The organism is Lacisediminihabitans sp. (assembly GCF_043726815.1).
In the GTDB taxonomy this organism is placed as follows: Bacteria; Actinomycetota; Actinomycetes; order Actinomycetales; family Microbacteriaceae; genus Lacisediminihabitans.
This window is the reverse complement of record NZ_JAYSJZ010000027.1, coordinates 1-17768: the sequence shown is the minus strand read 5'-3', so window position 1 is coordinate 17768 and position 17768 is coordinate 1. Positions and strand designations below refer to the sequence as shown.

Sequence of the window (17768 nt, the reverse complement as noted above, 5' to 3'; positions counted from 1 at the left end):
GGCCGGGGGGCCGTCGAGTCGGGCCTAATGGCCGCTCCAGTCCGGCCGAAGCGGCCAGATGCCCCGAGTCGAGCATCCTGGGCAGCGGGGTGGGCCGTGGGCCGGTCGGGGCGGGGCCGGGCCGGTCAGGCCGGACGGGGACGCGCGCGGTTGGCGCGGGCCGTGAGCCAGGCGTCGGTCGCGAGGCTGAGCACGATTCCGGCCGCGAGAAACACGAGGTTCACGAACGGCAGGCTTTCGAGCCCCACCCGGTCCAGCAGGATGCCGCCCACGAGAGCGCCGCCACCGATCGCCAGGTTGAACGAGGTGGTGAACAGCGCGGCGGCGAGGTCGCGGATGCGCGCGGACGCCGTGTGCAGCATCCGCGTCTGCAGCATCGCCGGCAGCCCGCCGAAGGCGATCCCCCAGACCACGATCGCGGCGAGCACCACCACCGGGTTCGTCGGGAACAGGGCCAGCGCCAGCACCGCCAGGAGCACGATCGCCGTCGCCACCACGAAGCCTCGCCGCGAGAACCGATCGGCGACGGCGCCGGCGAGGGCCAGGCCCACGGCCCCCGCCCCGCCGTAGAGGAACAGGATGAGGGCGATCGACGAGGCGTCGAAGTGCGCGGTGTGGATGAGCCAGGGCGCGATGTAGGTGTAGTAGACGTTCTGGCCCATCATGATCACCACGATCACGAGGCAGATCACGATCACGCCCGGCAGGCTCCTGTCGCGCCCGAGCGGCACCGCGATCTCTCCCGTGGAGAGGGTCACCCGATGCTCGACCGGCGGCAGGAACCGCAGCACGAGGGCCGCCAGCACCAGGATGACGACCGCGATCGCCGCGAAGGCGAGGCGCCAGCCGACGAGGTGGCCGAGTGCCGTGCCGAGGGGAACCCCGAGCACGAACGCCGCCGTCGCGCCGCCGCTCGTGATGGCCACCGCGCGGCCGATCTGGTGTTTGGGCACGAGGTGGGCGGAGTACGCGCCGACCACCGCCCAGAAGAGCCCGTGCGCGAGCCCGCCGATCACCCGCGCGACAACGAGCACCTCGTAGGTGGGCGCGAGGGCGGCGAGAACCGCACCGCTCGCGATCACGAGCAGCACCACGATCACCAGCAGCTTGCGCGAGAAGCGACGGGTGAGCGCCGCGAGGGGGGTCGTGGACACCACCACGGTCGCGGCGAAGATCGTGATGAGCAACCCGATGCGCGACTCGGACACGTTCAGCTCGCGGGCCATGTCCGGCAGAAGACCGGTGGGCAGGAACTCGCTCGTCACGGACACGAAGATGGCCCCCGCGAGCACGAGGAGTCCGGCGATCGGGAACGCCGATGCCGTCTGTGCCTGAGTCCCGCGCGCAGCCAATCGACAACCGTCCCGTGTGGAGTGTGGTGCGCTTCGCCGCCCGCGGGTTGCGGCAGACACGCGCCGCAACCATTCCAGAATACTCTTGAGCCGTGACCACGTCCTCGACCCACTGGGTGCTGACCCTCGTTTGTGCAGACCAGCCGGGAATCGTGCACGCGATCAGCGGCGCGATCGTCGAGGCCCGCGGCAACATCACCGAGTCGCAGCAGTTCTCCAGCGACGACACCGGCACGTTCTTCATGAGGCTCCAGGTGGAATCCGACGCCGACCGGGCCACCTTCGAGGCGAAGCTCGCGCCCGTCACGGCCCGCTACGACATGGCCTGGAAGCTGGATGTCGTCGGCCGTCCGCTGCGCACCCTCGTTCTCGTGTCCCGGGCCGCCCACTGCCTCAACGACCTGCTCTTCCGGGAGCGGGCGGGCCAGCTTCCCGTCGAGCTGCCCCTCGTGCTCAGCAACCACCACGACCTCGCGAGCCTCGCCGAGTTCTACGGGGTGCCGTTCGAGTCCCACCCGGTGGTCTCCCAGGGCCAGAAGCTCGCCTTCGAGGACCGCATCCTCGATGCGGTCGAGCAGTTCGACATCGAGCTCGTGGTGCTCGCGCGGTACATGCAGATCCTCTCCCCCGAGCTCTGCGACCGCCTCGCGGGCCGCATCATCAACATCCACCACTCCTTCCTCCCTGGCTTCAAGGGGGCGAACCCCTACCGGCAGGCCCACGCCCGCGGGGTGAAGCTCATCGGTGCCACCGCCCACTTCGTGACGAGCGACCTCGACGAGGGCCCGATCATCGAGCAGAACGTGGTGCGCGTCGACCACTCGCGCACGCCGGCCGAGCTGGTCTCGATCGGCCAGGACGAGGAGTCCCGCACGCTCACCCAAGCCGTGAAGTGGTTCGCCGAGAATCGCGTGCTGCGGGATGGCGCCCGCACGATCATCTTCAAATAGCCGGCCCGACCGCCCGTATTCACGGCGCGGCTGGCGCTTCGCTACTGTTGGAGGGTGACGAGGCCAGAAACTGATGCGGTCCGGCTCGGCCCCAACGACGTCGTGCGCTTTCTGCTCGAACTCTTCGCCCTCTTCTCGCTGGGTTACTGGGGCTTCCGCGCCTGGCCGTTCCCGTGGCCCGGCGTGGTATTCATGATCGGCGTGCCGCTCTTCGCCGCCGTGGTGTGGGCTGTCTTCCGCTCGCCCAAGGCGGTCGTGCCCCTCGACCCGGTGGGCCGCGCGCTCGTCGAGATCCTGGTCTTCGGCTCCGCCGCGGCCGCCTGGTTCATGCTCGGCCTGCCCGTGATCGGCGCGGCCTTCGCGGTGGTCGCCGCGATCAGCGGCGTGATCAACGGCCGGGCAGAGCTCACCAAGGGAGACAACGAATGACCATCCTGTTCCACGGAGCGCGCAAGCTCGACATCACCGGCCAGGTCGACGACTTCTGGATGCTCGTGCAGGGCGAGGGCATCCTCGCCACCGGCTCGGGCAAGGACCTGCCGACCGCGTCCGAGACCGTGGACGTGGGCGGTCGCTGGCTGGTGCCGGGCTTCATCGACCTGCACGGCCACGGCGGAGGCGGCCACGCCTACGACGACGGGCCGGCGGCGATCGGCGGGGCCCTCGCCGCCCACCGCGCCCACGGCACCACCCGCACGGTGCTCAGCCTCGTCGCCAACCCGATGGCGCAGCTGCGGGAGAGCCTCGGCGTGATCGCCGACCTCGCCGAGTCCGACCCGCTCGTGCTCGGGTCCCACCTCGAGGGTCCGTTCCTCTCGCCCGAGCACCGCGGCGCCCACAATCCGGAGTTCCTGCTCGAGCCGAGCCCGTACCGGGTGGACGAGCTGCTCGAGGCCAGCCGGGGCACGCTTCGCCAGGTGACGATCGCCCCCGAGCTGCCCAACGCCCTCGATGCCATCGACGTGCTCGTCGAGGCCGGAGTCGTCGTGGCGGTCGGCCACACGGACGCCACCTTCGAGAGCACCAGGGAGGCCTTCGACCGGGGCGCCCGACTGCTCACCCACGCGTTCAACGCGATGCCGGGCATCCACCACCGCGCGCCCGGCCCGGTGGTCGCGGCGTTCGGCGACGACCGCGTGACCCTCGAGCTGATCCTCGACGGTCGGCACGTGCATCCGCAGGTCGCGGCGCTCGCGTTCCGCGAGGCGCCTCACCGGATCGCTCTCGTTACGGATGCGATGGCCGCCGCCGGCGCCTCGGACGGCGACTACCGCCTCGGCTCGCTCAACGTGACCGTGCGGCACGGGCTCGCGGTGCTCTCCGGAACCTCCACGATCGCCGGGTCGACGCTCACCCAGGACGTGGCCCTGCGCTGCGCGATCGACAACGCCGGCGTGAGCCCAGCGGATGCGGTGGGCGCGCTCACGGCGACGCCCGCCCGAGTTCTCGGGCTCGAGCACCGGCTCGGCCGGCTCGCCCCCGGGTTCGTCGCCGATGCCGTGCTGCTCGACCACGACTGGCAGGTCGGCGAGGTCTGGGCGAACGGACTCCGCATCGCCTAGCTGTACTGCCCAGGCAGCCCGGTTGAGTGGGCGTCGTCGGCCCTCTGGCGGTGCCGCGCGCGCCGGTCGGACCGCGTTCTGCAGGACGGGCCCCGGTGGTACGGGTGCTTACCCCGCAGACTCTGGTTGTGCAGGACAGCGTCTGCGGGACACGGCACGGGTGTGGCGACCCGGCCGGTTCCGGTCTGCAGGACGCTCTCGTCACTTCTGCACCTCTCGTCCTCGCCATGGCCCGAGCCGTCTTGCACAACCGTCCTGCATAACTGGAGTCTGCGGGGCGGGCACCCGTGGACTGCGCCGCCGCCCTGCACAACTGTCCTGCACAACTGTCCTGCACAACTGGAGTCTGCCGGACACCGCGATCGGAGCCCGCCCACCCCTCAGCCGGTTAACCAACGTCCCTGGGCAGTACATCTAGAGGGCCTCCCAGTCAGGCTTGTTCGCCCAGGCGTAGCGGTAGTAGTCCGCGTTGGCGAGGGCGGATGCGGCTGCCTCGTCCACGAGAACCGTCACGTGCGGGTGCAGCTGGATCGCCGAACCCGGAGCGCTCGCCGTGACCGGCCCCTCGACAGCCGCCGCGATCGCCTCGGCCTTGCCCTGGCCGAACGCGAGCAGCACGAGGTGCCGCGCCCGGCGGATCGTGCCGAGGCCCTGGGTTATGCAGTTCACCGGCACCTCGTCGAGGGAGTCGAAGAAGCGCGCGTTGTCGTTCCTGGTCTGCTGGGTGAGCGTCTTCACCCGGGTGAGCGACTCGAAGGAGGAACCGGGCTCGTTGAACCCGATGTGACCGTCGGTGCCGATGCCGAGAATCTGCAGGTCCACCCCGCCCGCCGCGCGGATCGCGCGCTCGTAGTCGTCCCCCGCCGTCTGGATCGGTCCGTCGTGGCCCGGAACGCGGATGAGCGCCGGGTCGAGCCCGAGCGGTTCGACCACGTCGCGGGTGATCACCGACCGATAACTCTCCGGATGGCCCTCCGGCAGCCCGACGTACTCGTCGAGGGCGAAGCCGCGCACCCGCGAGAGGTCGGCGCGGCGGGCGGCGACGGCGCGGTAGACCGCGAGGGGCGTCGATCCGGTCGCAAGGCCCAGCACGGCATCCGGCTTCGCCGCCACGAGCGCGAGGATGGCGTCGGCCGCGAGTTCTCCCGCCGCCGCCATGCCGTCGAGGATCACTATTTCTGCCATGGGGTGTCTCCGGTCGTTGTCATGCCGACGAGGGCTGCACCCACGGCGGCGGCGGGGAAGTCGCTCGGGACGAGCTCTACCCGGTCGGGAAGGTCGAGGGAGGCGAGGAACGGCGAGGAGGCCGCCCACGTGCCGAGAACCCCGCGAACGCCCACCAGCAGCGTGTCGCCGAGCGAGCTGAGGCCGCCGCCGATTACGACGGTGTCGACGTCCACGGACAGCACGAGCATCCGCACCGCCGAGGCGACGTTGCGCACCAGTCCGTCGCGCACCTCGACGGCGCGGGCGTCTCCCGCCGCTGCCGCCTCGAACAGGGCGTGAACGGGGCTCGGATGATCGCTCGGCCACTGCCGGGCCACCCCCGACCCCGAGGCGACGGTCTCGAGGCAGCCGCGCTGGCCGCACGGGCACAGCGGTCCGTTCGGGTCGACGGGGATGTGTCCGATCTCGCCGGCCGTGCCGCGCGAACCGCGCCAGAGCCGTCCGGCGAGCACGAGCCCCGCGGCCAGGCCGGTGCCGAGGTTGAGGTAGGCCATGGACTGCTCGAGCGGCCGGTCGAGCAGTCGGAACGCCCCGACGGCCGCGGCATTCACGTCGTTCTCCACCCGCACCGGGAGGCCGAGCAGAGTGCCGAGTTCCCGACCGAGTTCCAAGCCCTCAAGCCCGAGGTTGACCGCGTGGGACACCCGGCCGGTGTCGCTGTCCACCGCGCCCGGGATGCCGACCCCCACCGTGGCGAAGGACGCGGTCTCGACCCCGGCGAGCCTGGCCAGGCTGCGCACGGATTCGGCGGCCGTCTCGAGCACGACGGTCGGACCAAACCCGGTGGGCAGCCGAACCTGATGCACCACCGCCCCGGCGTCGTCGACAAGCACGGCGTGGATCTTGGTGCCGCCGATGTCGACGCCGACTCTCATGGCCGGCCCGTCTCGGTGCCTACGGCGTCGGCGCGGGCCTCGAGCCAGGCGAGCAGTGCCCGGCCCACGTGCCGCGATCCGCCGAACGTCGCCACGTCCGCGTATGCGCGATCGTCGCCCGGCCACCCCATGTCCACGACGAGGGCGGACGGATGACCGGCGCGGATCGCGTCGATCGCCTCCCGCACCCAGGGGTGCCGGTGGTTGCCCTTTCCCACGAGAACGGGCTGGACGCCGGACGGCAGCTCGAGCGCGTCGCCTCGTCGCAACACGATCGGATCCTCCCCCGCGGCAGCCACTCCCCAGAGCGACCGGCCCACCGCGATGTTCGAGGCGGTCTCGAGCACGACGAGCGCCCGCTCGGCGGACACCGCGACGCCGGGCCGCAGATCGAATGACCCCGAGGTGCGGGCGAGATCGAACTCGTCGTCGAGCTCGCCACCATATTCCGGTACGGGAATAAGCTCGCTGCGTTCGTCGACAGCGCGGGCGAGGTCCCGGTTGCGGGCCGCGGCCTCCTCGAGGCGCGCGGCCGAGAGACCGCCGGCGGAGATCGCGCCCAGGAGCGCCTGCACGATCTCGTCGAGCTGCTCGGCGGTGTTCCTCGTTCCGATGCAGAGCAGGTCGCAGCCCGCATCCACGGCGCGAACGGCGGCGGCGGCGATGCCGATCTCGGCGCTCGCCCCCGCCATGTCGAGGGCGTCGGTCACAATCACGCCGGCGAAGCCCAGCTCGCCGCGAAGCAGGTCGCCGAGGATCCGGCGTGAGAACGTGGCCGGGCCGTGCGCGTCCACCCGGGGCAGCACGATGTGCGAGGTCATGATGGTGCTGGTTCCCGCCTCGATCGCCGCGCGGAACGGCACGAGCTCCCGCTCGCGCAGCTCGTCGAGCGACAGGTCGACCACGGGGAGGGCGACGTGGGAGTCTTGCGCCGTGTCGCCGTGCCCCGGAAAGTGCTTGGCGCTCGAGGCGACACCGGTGGACTCGAGTCCCCGCACCCAGGCCGCGCTGTGCCGGGCGACGAGGGCCGGATCGGTTCCGAAGCTGCGGACGCCGATCACCGGGTTGTCCGGATTGGAGTTGATGTCCACGTCCGGTGCGAAGTCGAGCGAGCAGCCCGCCCGGCGCAGCTGCCAGCCGACCGACCGGGCCACCGCCTCGGTGTAGTCGAGGTCGTCGATCCGGCCGAGGATCGCGTTGCCCGGGTACGGCGAGCCGGTGGCCGCGAAGAGCCGGGTGACGTCGCCTCCCTCCTCGTCGATCGCGATGATGGCCAGGGGGTTCGCCCGCCTGATCTGGTCGGTGAGCCGCCGGACCTGGTCGAGGGAGACGATGTTCTCGGCGAAGAGGCAGACCCCGGCGAGACCCTGCTCCAGCCTCGTGGCGAGCCACTCGGGGAGCGTCGTGCCGGCGAATCCCGGCAGCAGCACACCGGCCGCGTTGCGCGCGCTCGTCTCGCGATCGGTCATGCTGTTCCTCACTCTGGGGGGATCCGACGGGGCGTCGGACGGCCCGTCCGGTAATTACGTCAAGCGTCCTAACAAACCGCCTTCTCCCATGCTAGCGAGGGTTCGCCTCTCGCGGGAGTCCGTATCACGAGACACCGAGCTCGGCGGAGATGACCATGACCGCGGCGCCTCGCAGCACGATGTCGTCGCCGAGCGTCGTCATCCTCAGCACCAGGTCGCCGTGGAATTCGGCCATCGTGCGCTCGCGCACCGTCTCGCGTGCCGACTCGGCGAGGGTGCCGTCCAGCAGTGCGGTAGGCCCGCTCAGAATCACCTCAGACAGGTCGAGCGCCCCGATGATGGGTGCGAGCACGATGCCCAGCCGCCGGCCGGCCTCGCGCAGGATCGCTTCCCGCTCCTCGGGTGCCCGCCGAATCCGGGCCTCGAGCCGCGGCACGGCCAGCCAGGTCTCGAGGCAGCCACGCTTGCCGCAACTGCACTCGTCGCCGCCGTCGGTGCCGACCACGACATGGCCGATCTCGCCCGCCGCGAAGCGACCGCCGGCGAGCAGGCCTCCCCCGAGCAACAGTCCGGCTCCCACGCCGTGCCCGACCCTGACGAGCATCGTGTCCCCCTCGGCGTTGCCGAAGCTGTGTTCGGCCAGGATCGCGGCATTCGCGTCGTTGGCCACGACCACGGGGAGGCCGAACCGTGCGGCAAGCAGAGACCGCAGGGGCAGGGCGGTCCAGCCGAGATTCGGGGCCTCGAGCACCACACCGTCGGGGTCGACGACGCCCGGGGACCCGACCCCGAGGCCGAGGATCGGCCGGTTCGACCGCGAGAGGAGCTCGTCGGCGAGCGCGAACACCGTGGCGAGCGCGTCGTCCCCGACTCTGCCGGCGAGCGGCAGCTCCGCCCGCGCGAGGATCGTGCCGGCCAGGTCGAGCACCGCCCCGCGGAACACGGAGTGGTCGCTGAGATCGATGCCGAGCACCTGGAAGGCCGAGCGGCCGATGTCGAGGAGCGTCGCCGGCTTTCCCGGGCGCGTGCCGTCGCGCTGGCCGGTCTCCACGATCAGGCCCTCGGCGATCAGCTCGCCGACGAGGTCGGAGACGGTCACCCGGGTGAGACCCGTGCGCCTCGCCACGTCGGCGCGGCTCTGCTGCCCGGCCGTGTAGAGGGTCTGCAGCACGAGGGCGCGGTTGTGCCCTCGTGCGTGTTCGGGAAGCACCTTCGTGCTCGGCCGCAGCACCCGACCGGCGATGAACGCCCCGGGAACGCGGCGCGCGGCCGGTCGCCCCTCGGGCGCACGCGGCTCGGTGGCCGTGTCTCCGGCGCCGGGTTCGCTCATGTTTGTAAGTCAACCTTACGAACTCCGCCGCGCGCAATGCCGCGCGGCCGCATCCCCGCGATTGTTCCCGTTCGTCGGGTTTGTGCCGGCTCGCCCCGGAACACACCTGTCAAACGGGAACAATCGCGGGATGAGGTGGCTAGGCCCGGGATACCCGCAGGGTCACGATCTGGAACGGCCCGACCACGAGCCGCGCCGTGCCCCCCGACACCGAGGTCACCGCTCGAGCCGGCAGCTCCCGCTCGAGAAGGTCGGTCTCGCGCACGGTCGACGCATCGAGCGAACCGTCGAAGTCGATGGTTCCCCCCGATCGCACGCCGGTCGACTCGTAGAGCCGCACGATCAGGTCACCGGACCGGTCCTCCGCGAGCTTGATCGCCTCCACGACGATGGCCGGGTTGTGCACCACGACCAGGGGCGCGACCGGCCCGGAGCCCGGCAGCACCCGCTGCGGCAGGTTGATGCGGTAGCCCTCGCGCACGGCGTCGATGATCTCGGCCCCGACGGTGACCGACGAGCGAAGCACGTGGGTGCCCTGGTCGGCCTCGGGGTCGGGGAACACCGGCGCGCGCAGCAGGGACTGCCGAACGAGCGTCGTGGTTCCGCCACCCTCGCGCGGCTGGCGCGTGATGTCGTGGCCGTAGGTGGCGTCGTTCGCCACCGCGACGCCGACGCCGGGCTCGCCCACGTGCACCCAGCGGTGAGCGCTCGTCTCGAATCGGGCGACATCCCACGACGTGTTCTCGTGGGTCGCGCGGTAGACATGGCCGAACTGGATCTCGGAGGCCGCCCGCTCGGCCCGCACGTCGATCGGGAACGCGAGCTTGATGAGCTTCTGCCGTTCGTGCCAGTCGAGGGTGGTGGTGATCTCCAGGGTCGGCGATCCGGCGGCGAGGCTGAAGTCCTGCATGACGCTCGATTCGCCGAACTCGCGCAGCACGCGCACGGCAACCCGGCCCTCCTCCTCGGTGACCTCGAGGGAGGTGACGTCGGTGAGGGTCTGGCCGTGGCGGCGGTAGTGCTCGTCGATGTCCCAGGCGTCCCACTGGTTGGGGGTGTCGCGGAACAGCTGCAGCTCGGCGAGGGACTCACCGGGCGCCACGAACTCGCGGCCGCCCAGCGCGTCGGTGAGGGACGAGACCCGGCCGGTCGCGTCGATCGACACCCGCACCAGCCCGTTCTCGAGCACCGCTCCCCCGTCCACGCGAGAGATCGTGACCTCCCCGCCACGCACCGGCACGCCGGCGCTGAGCGGCGGCACTCCGGCCACCGCGAACGGGGAGGCGTTGAACACCACCGACTCGTCGCCGGCGCCACGCAGGGCGTCGATCGACGTCGCGATCACCGCCTCGAGTCGCCCGGCCACCTCGCGGTAGCTCGCCTCCGCCTGCTTGTGAACCCAGGCGATCGACGATCCGGGAAGGATGTCGTGGAACTGCAGCAACAGCACGGTCTGCCAGATGCTGTCCAGCTCCTCGTACGGATAGTCCACCCCGGCGCGCAGCTGAGCCGTGGTGGCCCACAGCTCGGCCTCGCGCAGCAGATGCTCGCTGCGCCGGTTGCCCTGCTTCGTGCGGGCCTGGGAGGTGTACGTGCCGCGATGGAACTCGAGGTAGAGCTCGCCCGTCCAGACCGGCGGATGCGGGTACTCGGCCCGCGCGTCGTCGAAGAAGCGCCGGGGCGACGCGATCCGCACGGTGGGCGAACCCTCGAGGGACGCGGTGCGGGAGGCCGCGGCGAGCATCTCCCTGGTCGGTCCGCCGCCGCCGTCGCCGAAGCCGAACGGCACGAGCGACGAGTTCGCCGCCCCCTTCTCGGCGTACTGGCGCTGGGCCCTGGCGAGCTCCTGGCCGGACAGCACCGAGTTGTAGGTATCGACGGGCGGGAAGTGGGTGAAGATGCGCGTGCCGTCTATTCCCTCCCAGTCGAACGTGTGGTGCGGCATGACATTCGTCTCGTTCCAGGAGATCTTCTGGGTAAGGAAGTACTCCGATCCGGCGGCGGAGGCGATCTGCGGAAGCGCGGCGGAGTAGCCGAACGAGTCGGGAAGCCACACCTCCAGCGGGTCGACGCCGAACTCCCGCAGGAAGAACCCCTTGCCGGCCACGAACTGGCGGGCGAGCGCCTCGCCGCCCGGCAGGTTGGTGTCCGACTCCACCCACATGCCGCCGACCGGCACGAAGCGGCCCTCCATCACGCGGGCCCGGATGCGCTCGAACAGCTCCGGATAGAACTCCTTCATCCAGGCGAACTGCTGCGCCGACGAGCAGGCGAAGACGATCTCGTCGTCGACCTCCATGAGCTGCAGCACGTTGGAGAAGGTGCGCGCGCACTTGCGGATGGTCTCCCTGGTCGGCCACAGCCAGGCCGAGTCGATGTGGGCATGCCCGACTGCGGTGACGCGGTGGGCGCTCGCGTACGCCGGCTGGGCGAGCACTCCGGCGAGCGCCTCGCGACCGGCCGCCGCCGTGCCGGCCACGTCATCCGGGTCCATGGCGTCGACCGCGCGCTCGAGGGCGCGCAGGATCTCCGCCGCCCGCGGCAGGTCGGCCGGCAGTTCGGCGAGAAGCCCGCGCAGGGTCCAGAAGTCGCGGTCGAGCTCCCACACCGTCACGTCGCGCAGCGCGACGTTCACGTGCCGGAGGGTGTAGATCGGGTCGGTGCCCGCCGTCTCCTTGTCGCCGAACGGCGAGGCCTTCCAGCCCCAGTTCGACCCGACATCCGGGTTGGATGCCGCCTCGACGAACAGGTCGATCGCGCCGTCCGCGGTGGCGGGCAGCGGCACGTAGGAGTTGAACGGCTCGATCGCCTTGACGATCGCGCCGTTCGGCTCGTAGACGAGTCCCTCGGCCTGGAAGCCGGGCTGGCCGCCGCTGAAGCCCAGGTCCACGAGCATCTCCACGGTGTGCCCGGCGCCGCGCCACTCGAGCGGCACCTCCCCGGTGACGTGGAACCACGTGGTCCCCCACGGCTTGCCCCAGGGCCGGCCGACGGCGAACGGCTCGAACCGCTGGCCGACGGCCTCGGCAAACGGCACCGGCTCATCCGGAACCTCCCAGGCGGTCAGCTCGAGCGGCCGGGCCGCCGGGTAGATGGCCGGGGCGATCCGTTCGTCCACGAACCGGGCGATTCTGGTGAGGACGAGGCGGGAGTTGTCGTGCACTGGTGCTCCTTGGTGGTTGTGCGGATGGATGGTGCGGATGGATGGTGGCGGTCAGCCCTTGACGGCCCCGGCGAGCGCCGAGCCCCCGCCGAGCACGCGCGAGACGAACACGTAGAGCGCGAGCACCGGCACGGAGTAGACCAGCGAGAACGCCGCGAGCTGCCCGTAGGCGACGGTGCCGTGCTGGCCGAAGAAGGCGAAGATGCTCACGGCGGCCGGTTGCTTGTCCGGGCTGAGCAGCAGCACGAACGGCACGAAGAAGTTTCCCCAGGCCCCGATGAAGACGAAGATGAAGACCACCGCGATGCCGGGCCGCATCAGCGGCACCACCACCCGGGAGAGGGTGGTGAGCATCGATGCGCCGTCCATCCACGCCGCCTCCTCGAGCGAGATGGGCACCGAGTCCATGAAGTTCTTCATCATCCAGATCGCCATCGGCAGGCTCGTCGCCGCGAGGAACAGGATCGTGCCGCCCAGCGAGTCGATGAGATTGAGCGAGACGAAGAGGCTGTACACGGGCACCATCATGGCGGTGATCGGCAGGCAGGTGCCGAACAGGATGCCGTAGAGGAACGGCTTGTTCACCCGCATTCGGTAGCGCGAGAGCGGATAGGCGGCGAGCACCGCCACGATCACGGTGATGACCGCGCAGCCGCCGGCGAGCATGAGGCTGTTGCCGAGCGGCACGAAGGCGAGCTCGGGGGTCATCACCTCGGCGAAGTTCTTCAGGGAGAGGCTCTCGGGCAGCTTGAGAGACAGCGTCGCCGAGGTGTCGAGGGAGGCCACAAGCAGCCAGAGGATCGGCAGGGCGAAGCAGACGGCGATCACGAGGAGCACCGAGTTGGAGACGGCGCGCAGGCTGCGGCCGCTCGGGGATGTCAGACCCATCAGTCCACCTCCGGTTTGAGCGCGCGGATGTAGACAATCGAGAACAGCGCGCCGACCACGAGCATGATCGTGGCGATCGCGGTGCCGAAGCCGAGCCGGGAGAACTTGAACGCCTCCTGGTAGGCGAGGATCGGCAGCGTGGAGCTGTCGGTGCCCGGCCCGCCGCCGGTGAGCACGAAGATCAGGGTGAACACCGAGAGGGTCTGCAGTGTCGTGAGCATGAGGTTGGTGCTGATGCTGCGGCGGATCATGGGGATGGTGATGTAGATCAGCCGCTTGGCGCCGCCGGCCCCGTCGATCTCCGCCGACTCGCGCACGTCATCCGGCACGTCGTCGATCGCCGCCGAGTAGACGAGCATCGAGAACGCGGTGCCGCGCCAGATGTTGGCGAGGATCACCGCGGTCATCGGCAGCCGGTAGAGCCAGTTGGGGCCGTCGAGGCCCACGACGGCGAGCAGGGTGTTGAGCGTACCGGTGGCGTTGAAGAACGCGTAGGCGGCGAAGGCGGCCACGATCTCGGGGAGCACCCACGCGGTGACCACGAGGGTGCCGACGATCGCGCCGACCACCCGGTTGCCCGACTTCATCAGCAGCGCCAGTCCCAGGCCCAGCACGTTCTGGCCGACGATCGCCGAGGCGAAGAGGAAGACGAGGGTGAGCAGCACCGACTTGGGAAAGTCCTTGTCGGCGAAGAGCTCGAGGTAGTTGCCGAAGCCCACGAAGCTCGCGCCCTTCGCCGCGCTGCCGGTGAGCGAGGAGTCGGTGAACGAGCCGTAGAACGACGAGATCACCGGACCCAGCAGGAAGACGGCGAGCAGGATGATCGCGGGCAGCAGCGGGAGGCTGCGCACGAGACTGCGGCCGACGCCCCGCGGGCGGGGAGGATGAGCTCCCCGCCCGCGGGCGTCCCGGCCCGCCGCCGTGGTGGTGAGGGACGTCACGGCTACTTCGAGGTGTTCTTTTTGCCGACGATCCCGACCACGGCGCCGTCATAGGCTGCCGCGGCCTGCTTCGGGGTCTGCTGGCCGGTCATCACCGATTCCATCGCCACCATGATCTCGTTGGCCACCTTCGGGTAGTCGGTGGTCGCCGGGCGGAAGTGCGTGTTGGCGACCAGCTTGGAGAAGAACCCGACCGTGGGGTTCGAGGCGAGATAGGCCTTATCGGCCGACACATCCTTGCGCACCGCGATCTGGCTGCTCATGATGTCGAACTTCTGCGAGTTGTCCTTGTCGAGGGCGAGGGCCACGAAGTCCCAGGCGGCGGACTTGTGGGCCGATTTGGCGCCGACGGCGAGGGTCCAGCCGCCCGACATGCTCGTCATCCCGGGCTTCTCGCCGTTCTGGGTCGGCATCGGGGCCACGCCCATCACGTCCTTCCACTGCGGCCAGGGCGTGCCGCCGGTCGGGAGCCAGGTTCCGCTCACCCACGATCCGTCGAGGCTGATCGCGAGCTTGCCCTGCGGCAGCCACTCGTTGGAGACCGTGTTGCCCACCGTCGTGTCGAGGGCCTGTTCCGGTTTCGGCCCGAGCTCGCCCTGGTAGACGTCCTTCACGAACTGGAGGGAATCCGTGATCCCCTTCGAGCCCACCGTCCACTTCTTCGTGTCGGCCTTGTAGAGCTTGTCCTGGGTGCCGTAGAGCAACATCTCGAAGCCCTGCATCACCGCCGCCTCGCCCTGCGGCTTGCCGGAGTACACGTTGATCGGGATCACGCCGGGCGCCTTCGCCTTCACCGTCTTGGCGGCATCCAGAACGTCCTGCCAGGTCTTCGGCTGCCACGGCACCGGCAGCCCCACCTTCGCGAGGATCTCCTTGTTGTACCAGAGCGCCCGCGTGTCCGTGCCCATCGAGACGCCGTAGATCTTGCCGTCATCGCCCGCGCCGGCCTGCTTCGCGTTGTCGGGGAACTGGCTCCAGTCCGCCCACTTCGCGACGTACGAGTCCAGCGGCGCCAGGTAGCCCGCCTCGGCATCCGACTTGATCATGAAGGTGTCTTCGTACATCACGTCGGGCGCCGTGGCGCTGGCGCGATTCATGAGGGCGAGCTTGGTGAAGTAGTCATTCTGCTGGGCCTCGATCGGCACGAGCTTGACGGTGACCCCCTTGTGCTTCGCCTCGTAGGCCTCCTTGACGGCCTTCATGTGGTGGTCGAGCTGCTGGGACGGACCGAACTTCTGGTATGCGACCTTGATCTCCGTCGCGGCCGGCGCTCCGGCCGAACAACCGGCGAGAACGAGTGTCGCGGCGGCGGTGATGGCGAGCGCCGACAGGATGCTCTTCATGAATGCTCCTTTGCCTCATGGCGCCGCCCCGGACAACTGTCCGAGCCGTGCGCTGCGGTTTTACTAAATCATTTTTAGTAATAGGCGTCAAGGCTTGCCACGGATGTTGCAGTGCGCGCAACGAGGGCGCCCGCGTCTCGAGACGCGGATGCGGCAGCTAGGAGCGCACGCTCGGCGAGAGCAGCAGGCTGTCCGGGCGCGGCGAGAAGGTGTTGTCGAGCACGAGGCAGGCAGCCCCGACGGCCGCGACATCCTCGCCGATCTCCGACTCCTCGAAAGCGACGGCGTGCGGGGCCACGAGGGCAGGCGAGTCAGCCACCAGGTCGGGAACGAGGCCGAGCAGCACCGCCGAGACCGGATGCCAGAACGGGCCGCCGAAGACGACCCGGTCGAGGTCGAGCAGGTTGATGATCGCCACGAGGCCGGTCGCGATGTGCCCGGCCATCGGCTCCAGCACCGAACGCGCCGCATCGTCGCCGGCCTCGGCGAGGGCGGCGAGGGCGGCGAACTCGCGGTGCACGGCCTCGACGTCGAGCTCCACGCCGGTCGGCTCCCCCGCGCTCCGCGCCATCCAGTCGGTCACCAGCAGTCGCGGCAGGATCACGTTGCCGAGGCATCCGCGCCGGCCGCACGAACACAGTTCCCCGCCGTGGGTCACGAGGATGTGGCCGATGTCGCCCGCATTGCCGCTCGCCCCGCGGATCACCTCGCCGCCCAGCACGACGCCCATCCCGGTGCCGGTGCCGTAGTAGAAGAACGCGAAGTTTCCGCGGTCCTCCACATCGCCCATCCATAGTTCGGCGACCGCGGCGGCGGTGACGTCCTTCTCCACCAGCACCGGCAGGGCGAGGCGCTGGAGCAGGGCATCCCGCAGCGGCACGCTCTGCCAGCCGGAGAGCAGCGGTGGGTTGAGCATGATGCCGCGCCCCAGGTCCACCGGGCCGGGGGCCGCCACTCCGACGCCGACGATGCGGTCCCGGCTGACCCCGGAGCTCGCGATCAGGGACTCGACGGCCTCCGCGATCCGATCGATGGTCTCCTCGGACGACACCGCGGAGGGGGCCGGCATGCGGGAGTGCGTGACCACGGAGCCGGCGAGGTCGAGCAGCACGAGCGTGATCACCGAGGGGTCGAGGTGCACTCCCACCGCGAACCGGCCGCGGGCCTCGAGCTGCAGGATGGTGCGGGGCTTGCCGACGCCCCCGTCGGTGCTGGTGCCCGCCTCGCGGATGAGGCCGTCGGCGAGCAGCCTCCGGCTCACGTTCGACACGGTCTGCGCCGAGAGACCGGTGGCCTCGGCGAGTTCGACCCGGCTCAGTCCACCGCTGGTGCGGCGGATCACGTCGAGGATCACCTTCTGGTTGTAGCCGCCGACGGCGGGCAGGTTGGTGCCGAGTCTCATGCCGTCACCTCCCTGGCCGCCACTGGACGGATGCCGAGAACACTACCCGGCAGAACCTCGCCCGCCTTGGTGTCCCCTGCCGGGTGCACGCGGGCGGGCGCACCGGCTAGGCCAGTCGCGTCGCCAGGTTCTTGTCGAGGGTGTCGAGGAACTCCTCGGTGGTCTCCCATTTCTGGTCCGGGCCGACGAGCGCGGCGAGGTCCTTGGTCATGTGGCCGGCCTCCACCGACTTGATCACGACATCCTCGAGGGTGAGGCTGAAGTCGATCAGGTCCTGGTTGCCGTCCAGCTTGCCGCGGTGCGCGAGCCCGCGGGTCCACGCGTAGATCGAGGCGATCGGGTTGGTGGAGGTGGGCTTGCCGGCCTGGTGCTGGCGGTAGTGCCGCGTGACGGTGCCGTGAGCGGCCTCCGCCTCCACGATCGACCCGTCCGGAACGGACAGCACGGAGGTCATCAGTCCGAGCGAGCCGAAGCCCTGCGCCACGGTGTCGCTCTGCACGTCGCCGTCGTAGTTCTTGCAGGCCCAGACGTAGCCGCCCTCCCACTTCATCGCCGAGGCGACCATGTCGTCGATCAGGCGGTGCTCGTAGGTGAGGCCCGCCGCCTCGAACTGGCTGCGGAACTCGGCCTCGAAGATCTCCTCGAAGATGTCCTTGAACCGGCCGTCGTAGGCCTTGAGGATCGTGTTCTTGGTCGAGAGGTAGACCGGGTAGTTGCGGGAGAGGCCGTAGTTGAGGCTCGCCCGGGCGAAGTCGCGAATCGAGTCGTCGAGGTTGTACTGAACCTGGGCGACGCCGTCGCCCGGGGAGTGGTAGACCTCGAACTGGAGCGGCTCGGAGCCGTCGTCCGGGGTGAACGCCACGGTGAGCTTGCCCTTGCCCACGAAGCGGAAGTCGGTGGCGCGGTACTGGTCGCCGAAGGCGTGACGGCCGATGATGATCGGCTTGTTCCAGCCCGGCACCAGGCGCGGGATGTTCGAGATGATGATCGGCTCGCGGAAGATCACGCCGCCGAGGATGTTGCGGATGGTGCCGTTCGGCGACTTCCACATCTTCTTGAGGCCGAACTCCTCGACGCGGGCCTCGTCCGGCGTGATGGTGGCGCACTTGACGCCCACGCCGTGCTTCTGGATGGCGTGAGCCGCGTCGATGGTGACCTGGTCGTCGGTCGCGTCGCGGTGCTCGATGCCGAGGTCGTAGTACTCGAGGTTGATGTCGAGATAGGGATGGATCAGCGTGTCCTTGATCTTCTGCCAGATGATGCGCG

Annotated in this window: 14 protein-coding genes; 3 read left to right on the top strand and 11 right to left on the bottom strand. The window is 70.0% G+C overall.

The features are described from left to right. Positions 1–125 precede the first annotated feature (125 nt). The gene (locus ACHZD8_RS02835) at positions 126–1352 is read right to left on the bottom strand and encodes an MFS transporter (protein ID WP_394768617.1); all 1227 of its coding nucleotides are present in this window, start codon (positions 1350–1352) and stop codon (positions 126–128) included. A gap of 92 nt (positions 1353–1444) precedes the next feature. Between ACHZD8_RS02835 and purU the strand changes: the two genes are divergently transcribed. The 3 genes from purU to nagA are packed head-to-tail and all read left to right on the top strand — an operon-like array spanning position 1445 to position 3864. Next, entirely contained in the window at positions 1445–2302 is an 858-nt protein-coding gene (purU, locus tag ACHZD8_RS02830; RefSeq protein WP_394768616.1) for a formyltetrahydrofolate deformylase, read from the top strand. 54 nt (positions 2303–2356) lie between these two features. Continuing rightward, a complete protein-coding gene (locus tag ACHZD8_RS02825; protein ID WP_394768615.1) occupies positions 2357–2731 on the top strand; it encodes a YrdB family protein in 375 nt (124 codons plus the stop codon). Next, the gene (nagA, locus tag ACHZD8_RS02820) at positions 2728–3864 is read left to right on the top strand and encodes an N-acetylglucosamine-6-phosphate deacetylase (protein WP_394768614.1); all 1137 of its coding nucleotides are present in this window, start codon (positions 2728–2730) and stop codon (positions 3862–3864) included. Before ACHZD8_RS02825 ends, nagA begins: the two co-directional genes overlap by 4 nt. A gap of 414 nt (positions 3865–4278) precedes the next feature. Here nagA and ACHZD8_RS02815 read toward each other — a convergent pair whose 3' ends face one another. The 10 genes from ACHZD8_RS02815 to ACHZD8_RS02770 all read right to left on the bottom strand — a co-directional run. Continuing rightward, entirely contained in the window at positions 4279–5049 is a 771-nt protein-coding gene (locus ACHZD8_RS02815; protein ID WP_394768613.1) for a glucosamine-6-phosphate deaminase, read from the bottom strand. Beyond that, positions 5037–5966 carry an ROK family protein gene (locus ACHZD8_RS02810; RefSeq protein ID WP_394768612.1) on the bottom strand — a complete coding sequence of 310 codons (930 nt, stop codon included), beginning with the start codon at positions 5964–5966 and terminating at the stop codon, positions 5037–5039. Before ACHZD8_RS02810 ends, ACHZD8_RS02815 begins: the two co-directional genes overlap by 13 nt. Continuing rightward, complete coding sequence (gene nagZ, locus ACHZD8_RS02805; protein ID WP_394768611.1) at positions 5963–7435, bottom strand: beta-N-acetylhexosaminidase; 1473 nt, start codon at positions 7433–7435, stop codon at positions 5963–5965. Before nagZ ends, ACHZD8_RS02810 begins: the two co-directional genes overlap by 4 nt. 124 nt (positions 7436–7559) lie before the next feature. Further along, entirely contained in the window at positions 7560–8765 is a 1206-nt protein-coding gene (locus ACHZD8_RS02800) for an ROK family protein (protein ID WP_394768610.1), read from the bottom strand. A gap of 139 nt (positions 8766–8904) precedes the next feature. After that, positions 8905–11928 carry an alpha-mannosidase gene (locus ACHZD8_RS02795; RefSeq protein WP_394768609.1) on the bottom strand — a complete coding sequence of 1008 codons (3024 nt, stop codon included), beginning with the start codon at positions 11926–11928 and terminating at the stop codon, positions 8905–8907. A gap of 51 nt (positions 11929–11979) precedes the next feature. Then, entirely contained in the window at positions 11980–12816 is an 837-nt protein-coding gene (locus ACHZD8_RS02790) for a carbohydrate ABC transporter permease (RefSeq protein ID WP_394768608.1), read from the bottom strand. Continuing rightward, complete coding sequence (locus tag ACHZD8_RS02785; protein WP_394768607.1) at positions 12816–13757, bottom strand: carbohydrate ABC transporter permease; 942 nt, start codon at positions 13755–13757, stop codon at positions 12816–12818. The genes ACHZD8_RS02790 and ACHZD8_RS02785 overlap by 1 nt, the downstream gene beginning before the upstream one ends. A gap of 2 nt (positions 13758–13759) precedes the next feature. Continuing rightward, the gene (locus ACHZD8_RS02780; protein WP_394768606.1) at positions 13760–15100 is read right to left on the bottom strand and encodes an extracellular solute-binding protein; all 1341 of its coding nucleotides are present in this window, start codon (positions 15098–15100) and stop codon (positions 13760–13762) included. Positions 15101–15257: 157 nt separating this feature from the next. Next, positions 15258–16502: an ROK family protein gene (locus ACHZD8_RS02775; protein WP_394768604.1), complete on the bottom strand. Its 1245-nt coding sequence runs from the start codon at positions 16500–16502 to the stop codon at positions 15258–15260. Between the two features lie 106 nt (positions 16503–16608). Then, the coding region (locus tag ACHZD8_RS02770; protein WP_394768603.1) for an NADP-dependent isocitrate dehydrogenase at positions 16609–17768 on the bottom strand (1160 nt) is incomplete at its 5' end.